At 71.6% G+C, this 15,990-nt stretch carries 12 protein-coding genes and 1 pseudogene; 9 read left to right on the top strand and 4 right to left on the bottom strand.

Annotation, left to right across the window (positions count from 1 at the left end; translation table 11 throughout):
- Positions 1-123 precede the first annotated feature (123 nt).
- Positions 124-306: pseudogene (locus tag ACFPIH_RS00170) on the bottom strand (acyl esterase); the annotation flags it as partial.
- 27 nt (positions 307-333) lie between these two features.
- The gene (locus ACFPIH_RS00165; protein ID WP_381165893.1) at positions 334-1,080 is read right to left on the bottom strand and encodes a hypothetical protein; all 747 of its coding nucleotides are present in this window, start codon (positions 1,078-1,080) and stop codon (positions 334-336) included.
- A 143-nt stretch (positions 1,081-1,223) separates the two neighbouring features.
- Between ACFPIH_RS00165 and ggt the strand changes: the two genes are divergently transcribed.
- Positions 1,224-3,023 (top strand): gamma-glutamyltransferase, encoded by a 1,800-nt coding sequence (ggt, locus tag ACFPIH_RS00160; protein ID WP_381165891.1) that lies wholly within the window; start codon positions 1,224-1,226, stop codon positions 3,021-3,023.
- A 19-nt stretch (positions 3,024-3,042) separates the two neighbouring features.
- Here ggt and ACFPIH_RS00155 read toward each other — a convergent pair whose 3' ends face one another.
- Together ACFPIH_RS00155 and map are read right to left on the bottom strand one after the other, a co-directional pair.
- On the bottom strand, positions 3,043-5,586 hold the full coding sequence (locus ACFPIH_RS00155; RefSeq protein ID WP_381165889.1) for an ATP-dependent Clp protease ATP-binding subunit: 2,544 nt from the start codon (positions 5,584-5,586) through the stop codon (positions 3,043-3,045).
- 142 nt (positions 5,587-5,728) lie between these two features.
- Positions 5,729-6,496 carry a type I methionyl aminopeptidase gene (gene map / locus ACFPIH_RS00150; RefSeq protein ID WP_381165887.1) on the bottom strand — a complete coding sequence of 256 codons (768 nt, stop codon included), beginning with the start codon at positions 6,494-6,496 and terminating at the stop codon, positions 5,729-5,731.
- Positions 6,497-6,554: 58 nt separating this feature from the next.
- Between map and ACFPIH_RS00145 the strand changes: the two genes are divergently transcribed.
- From ACFPIH_RS00145 to ACFPIH_RS00110, 8 genes are all read left to right on the top strand, one after another.
- The gene (locus tag ACFPIH_RS00145; protein ID WP_381165885.1) at positions 6,555-6,806 is read left to right on the top strand and encodes a helix-turn-helix domain-containing protein; all 252 of its coding nucleotides are present in this window, start codon (positions 6,555-6,557) and stop codon (positions 6,804-6,806) included.
- A gap of 128 nt (positions 6,807-6,934) precedes the next feature.
- A complete protein-coding gene (locus ACFPIH_RS00140) occupies positions 6,935-8,377 on the top strand; it encodes a hypothetical protein (protein ID WP_381165883.1) in 1,443 nt (480 codons plus the stop codon).
- Between the two features lie 181 nt (positions 8,378-8,558).
- A complete protein-coding gene (locus ACFPIH_RS00135) occupies positions 8,559-9,401 on the top strand; it encodes a nitrilase-related carbon-nitrogen hydrolase (RefSeq protein ID WP_381165881.1) in 843 nt (280 codons plus the stop codon).
- Entirely contained in the window at positions 9,398-10,681 is a 1,284-nt protein-coding gene (locus ACFPIH_RS00130) for an aspartate aminotransferase family protein (protein WP_381165879.1), read from the top strand. The genes ACFPIH_RS00135 and ACFPIH_RS00130 overlap by 4 nt, the downstream gene beginning before the upstream one ends.
- A gap of 43 nt (positions 10,682-10,724) precedes the next feature.
- A complete protein-coding gene (locus ACFPIH_RS00125; RefSeq protein ID WP_381165877.1) occupies positions 10,725-12,311 on the top strand; it encodes a PucR family transcriptional regulator in 1,587 nt (528 codons plus the stop codon).
- A gap of 155 nt (positions 12,312-12,466) precedes the next feature.
- Positions 12,467-13,309 (top strand): nitrilase-related carbon-nitrogen hydrolase, encoded by an 843-nt coding sequence (locus ACFPIH_RS00120; protein WP_381165875.1) that lies wholly within the window; start codon positions 12,467-12,469, stop codon positions 13,307-13,309.
- A 130-nt stretch (positions 13,310-13,439) separates the two neighbouring features.
- Entirely contained in the window at positions 13,440-14,843 is a 1,404-nt protein-coding gene (gene hydA, locus ACFPIH_RS00115) for a dihydropyrimidinase (RefSeq protein WP_381165873.1), read from the top strand.
- Between the two features lie 11 nt (positions 14,844-14,854).
- The gene (locus tag ACFPIH_RS00110) at positions 14,855-15,874 is read left to right on the top strand and encodes a TIGR03842 family LLM class F420-dependent oxidoreductase (protein ID WP_381165871.1); all 1,020 of its coding nucleotides are present in this window, start codon (positions 14,855-14,857) and stop codon (positions 15,872-15,874) included.
- Positions 15,875-15,990 lie beyond the last annotated feature (116 nt).

The raw sequence follows: 15,990 nt of genomic DNA, 5'->3' as shown, positions 1-15,990 counted from the left end.
GTCGCGACCGCCGCCGCGGCAGAACCGGGGACGCTGCTGCCAGGTGGTGGGGGACCTCCGAAGGCCACCCGGCCCTAGGGGGCGGCAGTCACAGAGCCCTGCCCGCCCGGCGGCGGCCGGAGATCACTGCTCGCGCAGTGGGACCGACACGTACGACGGGTCGTTCGCCTGCGAGGAGAAGGTCAGCTGCGCGCCGGACGGGTTGTGCTCACGTAGAGCGGGTCGACAGACCGGCTTGCCGAGGCCGAGCGGCCCCACGTCGTATCGGCGTACGACGAGGGAGCCGCTCTCCTTGGTCCCGGCGACGTCCGAGCGGCGTCCGGGAGACGGTCGCTACGCCGGGGTGACGATCGCCCCGTCCGGCAGCGGGGTCTGCGCCGCCCTCGTCACGTCCTCCACCTTGTCGACGACGTCGGGGCCGTACGCCTGCGAGTTGATCACCTTCAGGAGCAGCACGAACGAGTTCGAACCGTGCTTGCGGGCCAGCCGCTCGTGGTTGCGGGCGAGATAGCGGGTGGCGGCCTGGTTGGTGATCGCGCGCTGCCCGCAGAAGAGGAACACCGGCCGCGCGTCCCGCCGCTGGGGCGGGGTGAGCCGGGCCAGCAGCACGTACTCGGTGATGCCCGGGTCCAGCCGGTAGCGTTCGCCGCCGATCTGGAACGCGCCCCGGTCCGGGCCCGGCTCGGGGTCCACGTTGACCCGCACGCCCGGCAGCAGCGCCGACATGTGCGCCGTCATACGGCGGTTGGAGGCGGGTCCGCCCAGACAGAACTCGGTGCGCTCGCCGAAGCCCTGCTGGGTCGTGTCCTGCGTGACCACCTGGACGTTGGCCCCGCACTCCTTGATCAGCGAGGCGAGTTCGAGGAGCGCGAACACGTCGAAGCGGTGCACCGCCGGTTCCGAGCTCGCCGGGTCGCGGTTGACGACGAGCAGCGACTCGGAGTTCTCGGGCAGCCCGAAGAACGTCTGCTTGCGCCGGAGTTTCCGGCGCCAGAGATAGTTCCGGGCCGCCCAGCCCAGCGCGGCGCTGATGCCCGCCGCGACGACACCCAGGACGATGTTGCGCACGTCGTCGTTCATGGGCGCGCATGGTAGCGGTCGAGCGTGACGTCCACGTACCCGTGTTCGAGGTGTGGCAGTCGTATGACAGTGCCCGGAAGGTGCCTGTCGAGGCCCCCTGAATGCGGTTACGCTGCGCGGACGTTCCTGGACTGGAGGTACGGATGCGTCGCCGTGTCGCGCGGAAACTGTCGGTCCTGGCGGCCCTGGCCGCCGTGGTCTCGGTGGGGGCGGCGGCGCCGCCCGCCGCCCGGGGGCCGGCGGTCGAGAAGGTCCCCGTCGCCGTCGGCTACGGCGGCGCCGTGGCCAGCGTCGACGCCGACGCCTCGGCGGCCGGCATCGAGGTGCTGCGCAAAGGCGGCAACGCCGTCGACGCGGCCGTCGCCACCGCCGCCGCCCTCGGGGTCACCGAGCCCTACTCCTCCGGCATCGGCGGAGGCGGCTACTTCGTCTACTACGACGCCAAGTCCCGTACGGTGCACACCATCGACGGCCGCGAGACCGCCCCGCTGACCGCCGACTCCGGCCTCTTCCTGGAGAACGGCGCCCCGCTCGCCTTCGCGGACGCCGTCAGCAGCGGCCTCGGTGTCGGCACCCCGGGCACGCCCGCGACCTGGTCGACCGCGCTGTCCAGGTGGGGCAGCGAGAAGCTCGGCACGGTCCTGAAGCCCGCCGAGCGCATCGCCCGCGACGGCTTCACCGTCGACGACACCTTCCGCTCCCAGACCGCCGCCAACGAGACCCGCTTCCGCTACTTTCCGGCCACCGCGAAGCTGTTCCTGCCCGGCGGACAACTCCCCGTGACGGGCTCGACGTTCAAGAACCCGGACCTGGCGCGGACCTACGCCGAGCTGGGGCGCAAGGGCGTCTCCGCCATCTACAAGGGCGACTTGGGCGAGGACATCGTCGACACGGTCAACAACCCGCCCGTGGACCCGGGTTCGGGTTGGAAGGCACGTCCCGGCAAGCTGTCCGCCGCCGACCTCGCCGCCTACCGCGCCAAGCTCCAGGCGCCCACGAGGACGTCGTACCGCGGCCTGGGCGTGTACTCCATCGCGCCCTCCTCCTCCGGCGGCACCACGGTCGGCGAGGCCCTCAACATCCTGGAGAGGACGGACCTCTCGAAGGCGAGCGAGGTCCAGTACCTGCACCGCTACATCGAGGCCAGCCGGATCGCGTTCGCCGACCGCGGGCGCTGGGTCGGCGACCCCGCCTTCGAGGACGTACCGACGAAGGAACTCCTCTCGCAGAAGTACGCCGACTCGCGGGCCTGCCTGATCAAGGACGACGCCGTCCTCACCAGCCCGGTGGCGCCCGGCGACCCGAGGCATCCGGCCGCCTGCGACACCGGTGGCACGGCGGCCCCGACCACGTACGAGGGCGAGAACACCACGCACCTCACGGCGGCCGACAAGTGGGGGAACGTCGTCTCCTACACGCTCACCATCGAGCAGACCGGCGGCAGCGCCATCACCGTCCCCGGCCGCGGCTTCCTCCTCAACAACGAGCTGACCGACTTCTCCTTCGCCCCGGCCAACCCGGCCGTGCACGACCCGAACCTGCCCGGCCCCGGCAAGCGGCCGCGCTCGTCCATCTCGCCCACGATCGTCCTCGACGGGCACAACAAGCCCGTGGTGGCACTCGGTTCGCCCGGCGGCGCGACCATCATCACCACCGTGCTGCAGACCCTCACCGAGTTCGTCGACCGGGGCCTGCCGCTCGTCGACGCGATCGCCGCACCGCGCGCCAGCCAGCGCAACGCCGCCCAGACCGAACTCGAACCCGGCCTCTACAACAGCGACTTGAGGACCCGGCTGGAGAAGATCGGGCACTCCTTCAGGCTGAACCCCGAGATCGGCGCGGCCACCGGTGTGCAGCGGCTGCCGGGCGGCAAGTGGCTGGCCGCCGCCGAGACCGTACGGCGTGGCGGCGGTTCGGCACAGGTGGTGTACCCCGCCTCATAGCCAGGTGGTGCACTCCGTCTCATAGTTCGGCCGTGGGGACGGACGGCTGCGTGCGGAACGCGAGCTGTCCGTCCCCGACCTCCACCCGCACCAGGTCGCCGTCCTTCACCCGGCCGTCGAGCAGCAGCCGGGACAGCCGGTTGTCGACCTCCCGTTGGATGGTCCGGCGCAACGGGCGGGCACCGTACTCGGGTTGGTGGCCGCGCTCGGCCAGCCAGTCGACGGCCGCGTCGGTGAACTCGACGCCGATGCCCTGCGCGTGCAGCAGCCGCCGGGTCCTCTCCAGCAACAGGCCGGTGATCCGCCGCAGTTGTTCGCCGGTGAGCCGGTGGAAGACGACGATCTCGTCGATGCGGTTGAGGAACTCCGGCCGGAAGTGCTCGCGCAGCGGGCGCAGGATCTGTTCCCGGCGCGCCTCCTCGTCGGCCTCGGCACCGCCCGGGCCGAAGCCGATGCCGGGCCCGCGCCGGGAGATCGCCTCCGAACCCAGGTTGCTGGTCATCACGATCACCGCGTTGGCGAAGTCGACCGTGCGCCCCTGCGCGTCGGTCAGCCGGCCGTCGTCCAGGACCTGGAGCAGGATGTTGAAGACGTCCGGGTGCGCCTTCTCCACCTCGTCGAGCAGGAGGAGGGAGTACGGGTGGCGCCGGACGACCTCCGTCAGCTGACCGGCCTCCTCGTGACCGACGTACCCGGGCGGCGCGCCCACCAGCCGGCTCACGGTGTGCCGCTCCTGGTACTCGCTCATGTCGAGCCGGACCATGCGCTCCTCGCTGCCGAACAGGGCCTCCGCGAGCACGCGGGCCAGCTCCGTCTTGCCGACGCCGGTCGGTCCGAGGAACAGGAAGCTGCCGATCGGCCGGTCCGGGCTCGCCAGCCCGGCGCGCGAGCGCAGCACCGCGTCCGAGACGACCCGTACCGCCTCCTCCTGGCCGACCACCCGCTCGTGCAGATGCTCCGCCAGGCCCAGCAGCCGGTCCTTCTCCTCCTGGGTGAGGCGCGCGACCGGGATGCCGGTCTGCCGCGACACCACCTCGGCGACGGCCTGCGCGGTGACCTCCAGGTGCTGTCCCTCGTCGGCGGTGTCCTCGCCCGAGGCGTCCGTGATGCGCTGCCTCAGCTCCGCGATGCGGTCGCGCAGCCGGGTGGCCTGCTCGTACTGCTCGTCCGCCGCGGCCTGGTCCTTGTCGTGGGCGAGCTGCTCCACCTCGCGCTCCATGGCCCGTACGTCCGTGCCCTTCGTACGGGCGCCGAGCCGCACCCGGGCACCGGCCTGGTCGATCAGGCCGATCGCCTTGTCGGGCAGCCGCCGGTCGGTGAGATAGCGGTCCGACAGCTCCACGGCCGCGACCAGCGCCTCGTCGGTGTAGCGGACCTGGTGGTGGGCCTCGTAGCGGTCGCGCAGCCCGCGCAGGATCTCGATCGCGTCCGCGACGGACGGTTCGGGCACGAGGACCGGCTGGAAGCGGCGGGCGAGCGCCGCGTCCTTCTCGATCCGCCGGAACTCCTCCAGCGTCGTCGCGCCCACGATGTGCAGCTCGCCCCGGGCCAGCGCCGGCTTGAGGATGTTGGCCGCGTCCATCGAGCCGCTCTCGCCGCCCCCGCCCGCGCCGACCACCGTGTGCAGCTCGTCCATGAACACGATCAGCTGGTCGGAGTGGGCGCTGATCTCGCCCACGATCGCGTTCAGCCGCTCCTCGAAGTCGCCGCGGTAGCGGGTGCCCGCGACCACGGCGGCCAGGTCCAGGGCGACCACCCGGCGGCCGTCGAGCACCTCCGGCACGTCGCCGTCCACGATGCGCTGCGCCAGCCCCTCCACGATCGCCGTCTTGCCGACGCCCGCGTCGCCGATCAGCACCGGGTTGTTCTTGCCGCGCCGGGAGAGCACCTCGATCGTCTGCTCGATCTCGTCGTCCCGGCCGATCACCGGGTCGATACGGCCCTGGCGCGCGAGGTCTGTGAGATCGCGGCCGTACTTGTCCAGGGTGGGCGTGCCGGTGGGCCGCTGCCGTTCAGGGTGGGCCTGCGTGCTCTCCGGGGCCTCGGGCGGCAGGCCGTTCGGTGCGAACCGGGCCGCGTTGAGGATGTGCCCGGCCGCCGAGTCCGGGTTCGAGGCGAGGGCGCCGAGCACGTGCTCCGGGCCGATGAAGCCGGCGCCGCGCGACCTGGCCAGGTCGTGGGCGTCCAGGAGGGCGCGTTTGGCGGCCGGGGTGAGGGACAGCGAGGTCGGCGGCGGCACCTCTCCCGGCGGGTGCTGGACCGGGCCGGCGCGGTTGTCGATCTCCGTCGCCAGGGAGTCGGGGTCGGCGCCGGCCCGGGTGAGCAGACCGCGGGTCGGCTCCGCCGCGAGGGCCGCGCGCAGCAGGTGCTCGGTGTCGAGGTCGCGGCTGCCGTGTTCGGCGGCGTATCTCGCAGCGCCGCGTACCAGCTCCCGTGCCGGGCGGCTGAGGAGCTGGCCGATGTTGATCTGGCGGGGGCCGGGGCGGGGGCCGCCGAAGAAGCGGGCGAGGAAGTCGCCGAAGGGGTCTCCGTCGCCGTCCGGGCTGGGATTGCCGCTGGTCATTAGTTCAGGGTGGCATGGGTGGGGAGGCGCGGCATGTCCTGCGGGGCGCGGTCGTACGGCGGGTGCGGGTTGTGTGTGGTTGCTCGCGCCCACGCGGCGGAGCCGCACATCGATACAGCCCCGCGCCCCTGGGTGGGTACGGCTAGCGTTCCGTCAAAATGCGCGGGCCCGCTTCCGTGATCGCCACCGTGTGTTCCGCGTGGGCCGCTCTCGAGCGGTCGTTCGTTTTGAGGGTCCAGCCGTCGGGGGCTTCGTGGTAGCCGTCGTTGCCGCTCGCGATGAGCATGGGTTCGATCGCCAGGACCATGCCGTGGCGCAGGCGCAAGCCCCTGCCGGGGCGGCCCTCGTTGGGGACCGGGGGGTCCTCGTGCATACGGCGGCCGATGCCGTGGCCGCCGAAGCCCTGTGGGATGCCGTAGCCCGCGGCGCGGGCCACCGAGCCGATCGCGTGGGCGATGTCGCCGATGCGGTTGCCGACCACCGCCGCCTCGATACCGGCCGCCAGGGCGCGCTCCGCCGTCTCGACCAGGCGGACGTCCGCGGCGCGGGCCGTGCCGACGGTGAAGCTGAGCGCCGAGTCGCCGGCCCAGCCGTTCAGCTCCGCGCCGAAGTCCGCCGAGAGCAGGTCGCCGTCGCGCAGCCGGTAGCCGGTCGGGATGCCGTGCACGATCGCGTCGTTCACCGAGGCGCAGAGCACCGCCGGGAAGGGCACCGGTGCGAAGGAGGGGCGGTAGCCGAGGAAGGGGGAGGTCGCGCCCGCCCTGCGCAGTACATCGTGCGCCAGCTCGTCCAGTTCCAGCAGGGAGACGCCCACGTCGGCGGCCTCGCGTACCGCTGTCAGGGCTTGTGCGACGACCTGGCCGGCCTCGTACATGGCGTCGATCGATGTGTCCGTCTTCAGTTCCACCATGCCAATTACTTTACCGCAATTACTATACCGGTTTCTACGCCGGTATTAGAATGGCGGCATGGTACGCAACCCGTTGACCCCAGAAGAACGCGAACGCGGCGAGCGGCTCGGGCGGCTGCTCCGCGAGGCCCGCGGCGGCCGGAGCATGACCGAGGTCGCGGCGAGCGCGGGCATCTCCGCCGAGACCCTCCGCAAGATCGAGACCGGCCGGGCCCCGACCCCCGCCTTCTTCACCGTCGCCGCCCTCGCCGGCGCGCTCGGGCTGTCCATGGACGACCTCGCCGGGCGGTGTGTCCTTGCCGGGGTCTGAGGGACGGAACGGGTCAAGAGCGGGTAAGGGCTTACGTCGCGTCCGCATGGAAAGCTCGTTGTAGCCCCGCTGTAACACGACTGGTGTTTTCTACGGTCCGGAGTGTTCCGTCGAGCGGGAGTTGAGCAATGGCTGTGGATCAACTCCCGGGACAGGTGAAGGAGTTCGCGAACTACCTGAGCGAGCTGCTGGCGCGCCTCGACCACGGCGCGGGCTGGTGCGCGGTGTTCTGGCAGCGGGACCCCGACGGCATGCAGGCCTGCCTCGACGGGCGTGAGGTGCCGCCCTGGGACGTGGTGCAGGCACTTCTCCAGGACCTCGCCGCCGGGTACGGGACCCCCGCAGCCGTACAGGAGGCGGACCGCGCCCGCCGGCTCCACTCCGCCGCGTTCGTCGCGTACGACGGGCGTCCCGGCGGCCGGGAGGTCCTCGGCGACCGCCTCGACGTCATGCTTCGCGAGCAGCGCTACGCCGCCGAACGGCAGGCCGAGCTGGGCCGCATGCTGGCCGGCGCGGCCACCCGCGAGGACGCCGACGCCCTCCGCCTCGACCTCGCCTGGGCCCACGACGACCACGAACGCGCCGTCGCGCGCTGCGCCGAACTGCGCTACCGGATGTCCGAGCTGGACCGCAGGACGGGCAGCGGGCAGTTCCGGGGCGCGGAATCGCTGCACGGGGGCGACTCCGCGCACAGCGAGCAGGCGCACCACACCGGTGCGGAGTACGGCACCGAGGCCCCGGCAGGGCCCACGGTTTCTGCATACGACAGTGAGCCGGCCGCCGTCGCCGAGGCCGCCGTACCGGAACAGGACGCACCGGCCCCGCTCGCCAAGCAGCGCAAGCGTCGCCGTGGCGGTGCGCGGTTCGCGGGGATGGTGGAGGAGGGGGACGCCTCCGTCGCCGTACCGCAGGCCGCCGGGCCCGAGCCGGTGCCCGCCGCGCCCGCGGCCTCCGGGCGGCGTACGCCCCGGGGCGCGCGGTTCGCCGGGGCCGGCGAGCGGGCGGAGCGCAAGGCCGAGCCGCAGCGGGAGGCGCTGGACGCCGAGGCGCGGGAGGAGACCGTGCGGGTGGTGGAGCGGCTGGTGGGGCTGCGCCGGGAGGGCCGCAGCGGCGAGGCGCACGCGCTGCTCGTCGAGCTGGCGTACTGGCCCGCCGCGCGGATCCCGCTGCTCGCGGCCGAGCTGCGGCGCGCCGGGCTCGACGCCGACTGGACCACGCTGCTGTGGGAGGCCGCCTCGCTGCCCGCCGACCGGCTGGTGGCCGCCGCCGACGCGCTGGCCGCCGTGGGGCGGACGGCCGACGGCGAGCAGATCCTGCGGCAGGGCGTCGCCCGCCCCGCCGGCGAGATCGGACAGGCCGTGCTGGACCTGGCCCGCGCGGGCCGCCGGCGCGAGGCCCGCGCCCTGCTCGACGCCTACGTCCGCGTCCGCACCCCCGAGGAGGCCGCCCGCAGCGCCGCCCCCGAGCCCCGGACCCTGATCCCGCTGCTGCTGGAGTCCGCCCGGGCCGTCTCGGAACAGTGCCGCTGGGACCTGGTCCACGCCCTGCGAGTGGCCGGCTTCACCGCGTAGCGCCGGTCCGGCCGGATACGCCGTACGCACCGCGGCTCGCCCGCGTGAGTGTGAAACGCGATCGACTCGGCGGGTTAACGACGATGGTCTTGGCAAGCCCCTCCCGGAGGCTTACGTTCGTCCCTCTACGACCTTCGTCTACGGGCGTAGAGGCTCTGACGTCCTGTCGAAGGAGCAGCTCATGCCGAACGTCGTACGTGCCGCACTGGTCCAGGCCACCTGGACCGGCGACACCGGGTCCATGGTGGCGAAACACGAGGAGCACGCCCGCGAGGCGGCCCGGCAGGGCGCGAAGGTCATCGGGTTCCAGGAGGTCTTCAACGCCCCCTACTTCTGCCAGGTGCAGGAGCCGGAGCACTACCGCTGGGCCGAGCCGGTCCCGGACGGGCCGACCGTGCGCCGTATGCAGGATCTCGCGCGCGAGACGGGCATGGTGATCGTCGTCCCGGTCTTCGAGGTCGAGCAGTCCGGCTTCTACTACAACACCGCGGCCGTGATCGACGCGGACGGCAGCTACCTCGGCAAGTACCGCAAACACCACATCCCGCAGGTGAAGGGTTTCTGGGAGAAGTACTACTTCAAGCCGGGCAACGCGGGCTGGCCCGTCTTCGACACCGCCGTCGGCAGGATCGGCGTCTACATCTGCTACGACCGCCACTTCCCGGAGGGCTGGCGGCAGCTCGGCCTCAACGGCGCCCAGCTGGTCTACAACCCCTCCGCCACCCACCGGGGCCTGTCCAGCTACCTCTGGCGCCTCGAGCAGCCGGCCGCCGCCGTCGCCAACGAGTACTTCATCGCCGCGATCAACCGTGTGGGAATCGAGGAGTACGGGGACAACGACTTCTACGGGACGTCGTACTTCGTCGACCCGCGAGGGCAGTTCGTGGGCGAGATCGCGAGCGACAGGAGCGAGCAACTCGTCGTCCGCGACCTGAACTTCGACCTGATCGAAGAGGTGCGGCAGCAGTGGGCCTTCTACCGCGACCGCCGCCCCGACGCCTACGAAGGGCTGGTGCAGCCGTGAGCGACCTGTACGCGCGTCACCGGAGCGTCCTGCCGGACTGGCTTGCGCTCTACTACGAGGAGCCCCTGGAGATCACCCACGGGGAGGGCCGGCACGTCTGGGACGTCGCAGGCAACCGCTATCTCGACTTCTTCGGCGGCATCCTCACCACCATGACCGCGCACGCGCTGCCCGAGGTCACCAAGGCGGTGAGCGAGCAGGCCGGGCGCATCGTCCACTCCTCCACCCTGTACCTCAACCGGCCCATGGTCGAACTCGCCGAGCGGGTCGCCAAGTTGAGCGGCATCCCGGACGCGCGCGTGTTCTTCACGACCTCCGGCACCGAGGCCAACGACACCGCCCTGATGCTCGCCACCACCTACCGGCGCAGCAACACGATCCTCGCGATGCGCAACAGCTACCACGGCCGTTCCTTCAGCGCGGTCGGCATCACCGGCAACCGCGGCTGGTCCCCGACCTCGCTGTCCCCGCTGCAGACCCTCTACGTGCACGGCGGGGTGCGCGGACGCGGCCCCTTCGCCGCCTTGAGCGACGACGAGTTCATCGCGGCCTGCGTAGCCGACCTGAAGGACCTGCTCGGGCACACCCGCCCGCCCGCCGCCCTCATCGCCGAGCCGGTCCAGGGCGTCGGCGGCTTCACCTCGCCCCCGGACGGCCTGTACGCGGCCTTCCGCGAGGTCCTGCACGAGCGGGGCATCCTGTGGATCGCCGACGAGGTGCAGACCGGCTGGGGACGCACCGGCGACCACTTCTGGGGCTGGCAGGCGCACGGCAGCAGCGGCCCGCCGGACATCGTCACCTTCGCCAAGGGCATCGGCAACGGCTCCTCCATCGGCGGTGTAGTCGCCCGCGCCGAGATCATGAACTGCCTGGACGCCAACAGCATCTCCACCTTCGGCGGCACCCAGCTCACCATGGCGGCCGGCCTCGCCAACCTCACCTACCTCCTCGAACACGACCTCCAGGGCAACGCCCGGCGGGTCGGCGGCCTGCTCATCGAACGGCTGCGGGCCGCCACCGCCCAGGACCCGGGCGTCCGCGAGGTACGCGGGCGCGGGCTGATGATCGGCGTCGAGCTGACCAAGCCGGGCACCGACCGCGCCGACCCGGACCGGGCCTCAGCCGTCCTGGAGGCGGCCCGCGCGGGCGGCCTGCTGATCGGCAAGGGCGGCGGGCACGACACCAGTGCCCTGCGGATCGCGCCGCCGCTGTCCCTGACCGTCGCGGAGGCCGAGGAGGGCGCCGCGATCCTGGAGAGCGCGCTGCGGAGCACGCAATAGCACCGGCGTGAGCCACGCGCCGGTCGAGCAAGGGAACACCGCCATGACCACCATCCTGGAGACCTGGGGGCCCGTCGAGCCCCTGGAACCCGCTCTGTCGGTCCGTCAGGTCCTGTCCCTGGAACGGGTCCTGGCCGGGGAACCCGAGGTGGTGGCCGGAGCGGCCCAGCTCGACCGGCCGGTGCGCTGGGTGCACGTCGCCGAGGCCGCCGACGTCGGCGTGATGCTCAGCGGCGGCGAGATGGTCCTCACCACCGGCGTGCTGCTCGCCGGTGACCAGGCCGCGCAGGCCGAGTACATCCGCTCGCTGCACCGGGCCGAGGCCGCCGCCGTGGTCCTCGGCCTGGGGCGCGCCTTCCCCGCCCCGCCGGACGTGATGCGGCGCGCCGCGGACCGGTGCGGACTGCCCATGGTCGTCCTGCACCGGCCGTTCCCCTTCGCCGAACTGACCGAGGAGGTCCAGTCGCGGCTCGTACGGCGGAAGTTCGCCGCCGTCAGCCTCTCCGAGGCCGTAAGGACCGCACTGACCGGGCTGATCACCGCCGGAGCGCCGCTGCAACGGCTGCTCGACCAGATCGCCCACCACACCGGCTGTCCCGTCGTCGTCACCAACCTCGCCCACCGGGTACTCGCCACGGCGGGGGAGCGGTCGGCCGTCGACGACGTCCTGCGGGACTGGGAGCGCATCGCCCGGCAGGCCGGCGGCAGCGAGGGCGACGGCTGGATCCGCGCCGAACTCGGCGGGCGCGGCGAGCGATGGGGCCAGATCATGCTCTGCGGCTACCGCGGCGACACCGCCGGCGGACGGCTGCTCGCCGACCGGGCCGCCGAGGCCCTCGTCCTGCACCGCATGCTCGCCGGAAGCTCCGCCCACACCTGGGAGGAGCAGTCCGCGGAGAGCCTGCTCACCGACCTGGTCTCCGGGGTCGTACCGGCCCGGCAGCTGCTGCCGCGCGCCCGGGCGGCCGGACTGCCCGTCAACCGGCGCACCTTCGTGCCGCTCGTCGTGCGCGACGGTGACCCCGCCCAACTGGAGCGGATGCTACGGCTGTTGGGACTGCCCGGACTGGTCGCGGAGCTGGCCGACGGGGCGACCGCCGTACTGCTCAGCCTCGCCCGCGACCAGGATGCCGAGGCACTCGCCGCACACTTCGCGGCCCGGCTGCGCACCGAGTCGGGGGAGACCCGCACGGTCGTCGCGGCGGCCGACCCGCGCACCGTCTGGGACGACGTCCCGGCCGGGCTGCGCGAGGCCCAGCATGTCGCGGACGCCGTCACCGACTCCGCCGCCGCCCTCGATCTGCCGGCCGTCGTACGGCTCCGGGACGTCCATCTGCGCGGTCTGATACGGCTGTTGCGGGACGACCCGCATGTGCAGTCCTTCGCGGAGCGGGAGCTGGACGGGCTGCTGTGCGGCGCGGCGGGCGACGACCTGCTCGCCGTACTGCGCACCTACCTCGCCACCGGCCGCAACAAGTCGCGCACCGCGCAACTCCACCATGTCTCCCGGCCCGCGCTGTACCGCCGTCTGGAGGCGATACAGGGGCGGCTCGGCGTGGACCTCGATGACTTCGAACAGGCCGCCTCGGTGCACATCGCCCTGCTCGCGCACGACGTGCAACAGGCCTGAAATATGTGACGACCTGGGAAAACGGCGGTGAAACATGAGCCCAAGCAGACGTGACACGGTGGCACGCCGGGCTCCCGCAGACGTGACACGGTGCAACTCAAATGGGTCTTCCGGCCTTCCTAAGCTCCTCGCACACCGAGTGACCGGAGGTCCCGATGAGCAGAGTGATCCGCGCCGCCGTCTTCCAGACTGCCTGGACCGGCGACAAGGAATCGATGATCCAGGTACACGAACAGGCGGTCCGCGACGCGGCGGCTCAGGGCGCTCAGGTTCTGTGCTTCCAGGAACTGTTCTACGGGCCGTACTTCTGCCAGGTACAGGACCCGGCGTTCTACGAGTACGCCGAGCAGATCCCGGACGGACCCATAGTCCAGCGCTTCCAGGCACTCGCCCGCGAGCACGGCATCGTCCTCGTGCTGCCGATGTACGAGGAGGAGCAGCCCGGCGTCCTCTACAACACGGCCGCCGTGATCGACGCCGACGGCTCCTACCTCGGCAAGTACCGCAAGCACCACATCCCCCAGGTCAACGGGTTCTGGGAGAAGTTCTACTTCCGTCCCGGGAACGTGGGCTGGCCCGTCTTCGACACCGCCGTCGGGAAGATCGGCGTCTACATCTGCTACGACCGCCACTTCCCCGAGGGCTGGCGCGCGCTGGGGCTGGAGGGCGCCGAGATCGTCTTCAACCCCTCGGCCACCTCGCGCGGACTGTCCGCCTACCTGTGGCAGCTGGAGCAGCCGGCGGCGGCCGTCGCCAACGAGTACTTCGTCGGCGCGATCAACCGGGTCGGCATCGAGGAACTCGGCGACAACGACTTCTACGGGACCTCCTACTTCGTGGACCCGGAGGCCCAGTTCGTCGGCGAGGTGGCCAGCGACAAGGAGAGCGAACTCGTCGTCCGCGACCTGGACCTGGCCAAGCTCCGCGAGGTCCGCGACCGCTGGCAGTTCTACCGCGACCGCCGCCCGGAGGCCTACGGTCCGCTGACAGCGCCGTGACCTCGCAGTTCCCCGCACTCCAGGTCTTTTTCCTGGGGGCGGGGGGCTGCAACCCATGCGGCTCCGCCGCGTGAGCGCGATCAACCACCATCGACCCGCACCCGACCAACTACCTCTCCGGAGCCGGAACATGAGCAGCCGTAAAATCATCCGCGGCGGACTCGTCATCACCGCGTCCGACGAGATCCACGCCGACGTCCTGATCGAGGACGGCCGTATCGCCGCCCTCGCCGCCTCCGGCACCCCGGCCGCCGAGGCCTGGACCGCCGAGCAGGTCATCGACGCCACCGGGAAGTACGTGATCCCGGGCGGGGTCGACGCCCACACCCACATGGAGCTGCCGTTCGGCGGCACCTTCGCCTCCGACACCTTCGAGACCGGCACCAGGGCCGCCGCCTGGGGCGGTACGACCACGATCGTCGACTTCGCGGTGCAGAGCGTCGGCCACACCCTGCGCGAGGGCCTCGACGCCTGGCACGCCAAGGCGGAGGGCAACTGCGCGATCGACTACGGCTTCCACATGATCGTCTCCGATGTGAACCAGGAGACGCTCAAGGAGATGGACCTGCTGGTCGAGGAGGGGGTGACCTCCTTCAAGCAGTTCATGGCCTACCCGGGCGTCTTCTACTCCGACGACGGCCAGATCCTGCGCGCCATGCAGCGCTCCGCCGAGAACGGCGGGCTGATCATGATGCACGCGGAGAACGGCATCGCCATCGACGTCCTGGTCGAGCAGGCGCTGGCGCGCGGCGAGACCGACCCGCGGTACCACGGCGAGGTCCGCAAGGCGCTCCTGGAGGCCGAGGCCACCCACCGGGCCATCAAGCTGGCGCAGGTCGCCGGGGCCCCGCTCTACGTCGTGCACGTCTCGGCGGCGGAGGCGGTCGCCGAGCTGGCGCGCGCCCGCGACGAGGGCCTCAACGTCTTCGGCGAGACCTGCCCGCAGTACCTGTTCCTGTCCACGGACAACCTCGCCGAGCCCGACTTCGAGGGCGCCAAGTACGTGTGCAGCACGCCCCTGCGGCCCAAGGAGCACCAGGCGAAGCTCTGGCAGGGCCTCAGGACGAACGACCTCCAGGTGGTGTCCACGGACCACTGCCCCTTCTGCTTCGTGGGCCAGAAGGAGCTCGGCCGGGGCGACTTCTCGAAGATCCCCAACGGCCTTCCCGGCGTCGAGAACCGGATGGACCTGCTCCACCAGGCCGTGGTCGACGGTCACATCAGCCGCCGGCGCTGGATCGAGATCGCCTGCGCCACCCCGGCCCGGATGTTCGGCATGTACCCGAAGAAGGGCACCATCGCCCCGGGCGCCGACGCCGACGTCGTCATCTACGACCCGCACGCCGAGCAGACCGTCTCCGCCGAGACCCACCACATGAACGTCGACTACTCGGCGTACGAGGGCAAGCGCCTCACCGGCCGCGTCGAGACGGTCCTCTCGCGGGGCGAACTCGTCATCACCGAGCGGGAGTACACCGGACACGCCGGTCACGGCGTCTACACCCCGCGCTCCACCTGTCAGTACCTCAACTAGGAAGGGCGCACATGGACTTCGGACTCGTTCTGCAGACCGACCCGCCGGCCTCGAAGGTCGTCGAGCTGATGCAGCGTGCCGAGCGGAGCGGCTTCACGTACGGCTGGACCTTCGACTCCGCCGTGCTCTGGCAGGAGCCGTTCGTGATCTACAGTCAGATCCTGGCCAACACCAGCACGTTGACGGTCGGCCCGATGGTGACGAACCCGGGTACCCGCACCTGGGAGGTCACCGCCTCCACCTTCGCCACCCTCAACGACATGTTCGGCAACCGCACGGTCTGCGGCATCGGCCGCGGCGACTCCGCGATGCGCGTCGCCGGCCGCACCCCGAACACGCTCGCCCGGATCAGTGGCGCCATGAAGGTGATCAGGGCGCTCGGCTCGGGCCAGGAGGCGGACCTCGGCGGCACGGTCGTCAGGTTCCCCTGGATCAAGGAGGGCGCCGAACTCCCCGTCTGGATGGCCGCGTACGGTCCGAAGGCGCTGAAGATGACCGGCGAGGAGGCCGACGGCTTCATCCTCCAGCTCGCCGACCTCTATCTCACCGAGTACATGGTGAAGGCCGTCAAGGACGCCGCCGTCGCCGCCGGACGCGACCCGTCCGAGGTGAGGATCTGCGTCGCCGCCCCGGCCTATGTCACCGACGACGACTCGCCCGAGGCGCTCGCCCACGCCCGGGACCAGTGCCGCTGGTTCGGCGGCATGGTCGGCAACCACGTCGCCGACCTGGTGTCGAAGTACGGCGAGCACTCCTCCCAGGTCCCCGAGGAACTCACCGACTACATCAAGGCCCGCGAAGGGTACGACTACTCCCACCACGGGCGCAGCGACAACCCCGACACCCAGTTCGTGCCCGACGAGATCGTCGACCGGTTCTGCCTGATCGGACCGGTCGAGAAGCATATCGAGAAGCTGAACGCCCTGCGCGCGCTGGGCGTCGACCAGTTCGCCGTCTACGACATGCACGACGCGCAGGAGAAGGTCATCGACGTGTACGGCACGACGGTGATCCCCGCCGTCAACGGCTGAGCCTCACCCAGAACCGACTCCCCGTCCCCCCACTCCAGTTCTCCCCTCCCCGCTGTTCCCGGGGAGGGGGCCGGAGACCCCGCACGGCCTTTCCGGATCCGCCCCTCGTTTGATTG

This window comes from Streptomyces vulcanius, assembly GCF_042653945.1.
Taxonomy (GTDB): Bacteria; Actinomycetota; Actinomycetes; order Streptomycetales; family Streptomycetaceae; genus Streptomyces; species Streptomyces mangrovi.
Note: the sequence above shows the minus strand (reverse complement) of the source record. Positions and strands in the feature narration are given on the sequence as shown.

Bases quoted from the DNA above. Each gene is read 5' to 3' on its own strand.
- ACFPIH_RS00165 (WP_381165893.1), bottom strand. From the start codon at position 1,080: ATGAACGACGACGTGCGCAACATCGTCCTGGGTGTCGTCGCGGCGGGC.
- ACFPIH_RS00135 (WP_381165881.1), top strand. From the start codon at position 8,559: ATGCCGAACGTCGTACGTGCCGCACTGGTCCAGGCCACCTGGACCGGC.
- hydA (WP_381165873.1), top strand. From the start codon at position 13,440: ATGAGCAGCCGTAAAATCATCCGCGGCGGACTCGTCATCACCGCGTCC.
- ggt (WP_381165891.1), top strand. From the start codon at position 1,224: ATGCGTCGCCGTGTCGCGCGGAAACTGTCGGTCCTGGCGGCCCTGGCC.
- ACFPIH_RS00155 (WP_381165889.1), bottom strand. From the start codon at position 5,586: ATGACCAGCGGCAATCCCAGCCCGGACGGCGACGGAGACCCCTTCGGC.
- ACFPIH_RS00110 (WP_381165871.1), top strand. From the start codon at position 14,855: ATGGACTTCGGACTCGTTCTGCAGACCGACCCGCCGGCCTCGAAGGTC.
- ACFPIH_RS00120 (WP_381165875.1), top strand. From the start codon at position 12,467: ATGAGCAGAGTGATCCGCGCCGCCGTCTTCCAGACTGCCTGGACCGGC.
- ACFPIH_RS00145 (WP_381165885.1), top strand. From the start codon at position 6,555: ATGGTACGCAACCCGTTGACCCCAGAAGAACGCGAACGCGGCGAGCGG.
- ACFPIH_RS00125 (WP_381165877.1), top strand. From the start codon at position 10,725: ATGACCACCATCCTGGAGACCTGGGGGCCCGTCGAGCCCCTGGAACCC.
- ACFPIH_RS00140 (WP_381165883.1), top strand. From the start codon at position 6,935: ATGGCTGTGGATCAACTCCCGGGACAGGTGAAGGAGTTCGCGAACTAC.
- map (WP_381165887.1), bottom strand. From the start codon at position 6,496: ATGGTGGAACTGAAGACGGACACATCGATCGACGCCATGTACGAGGCC.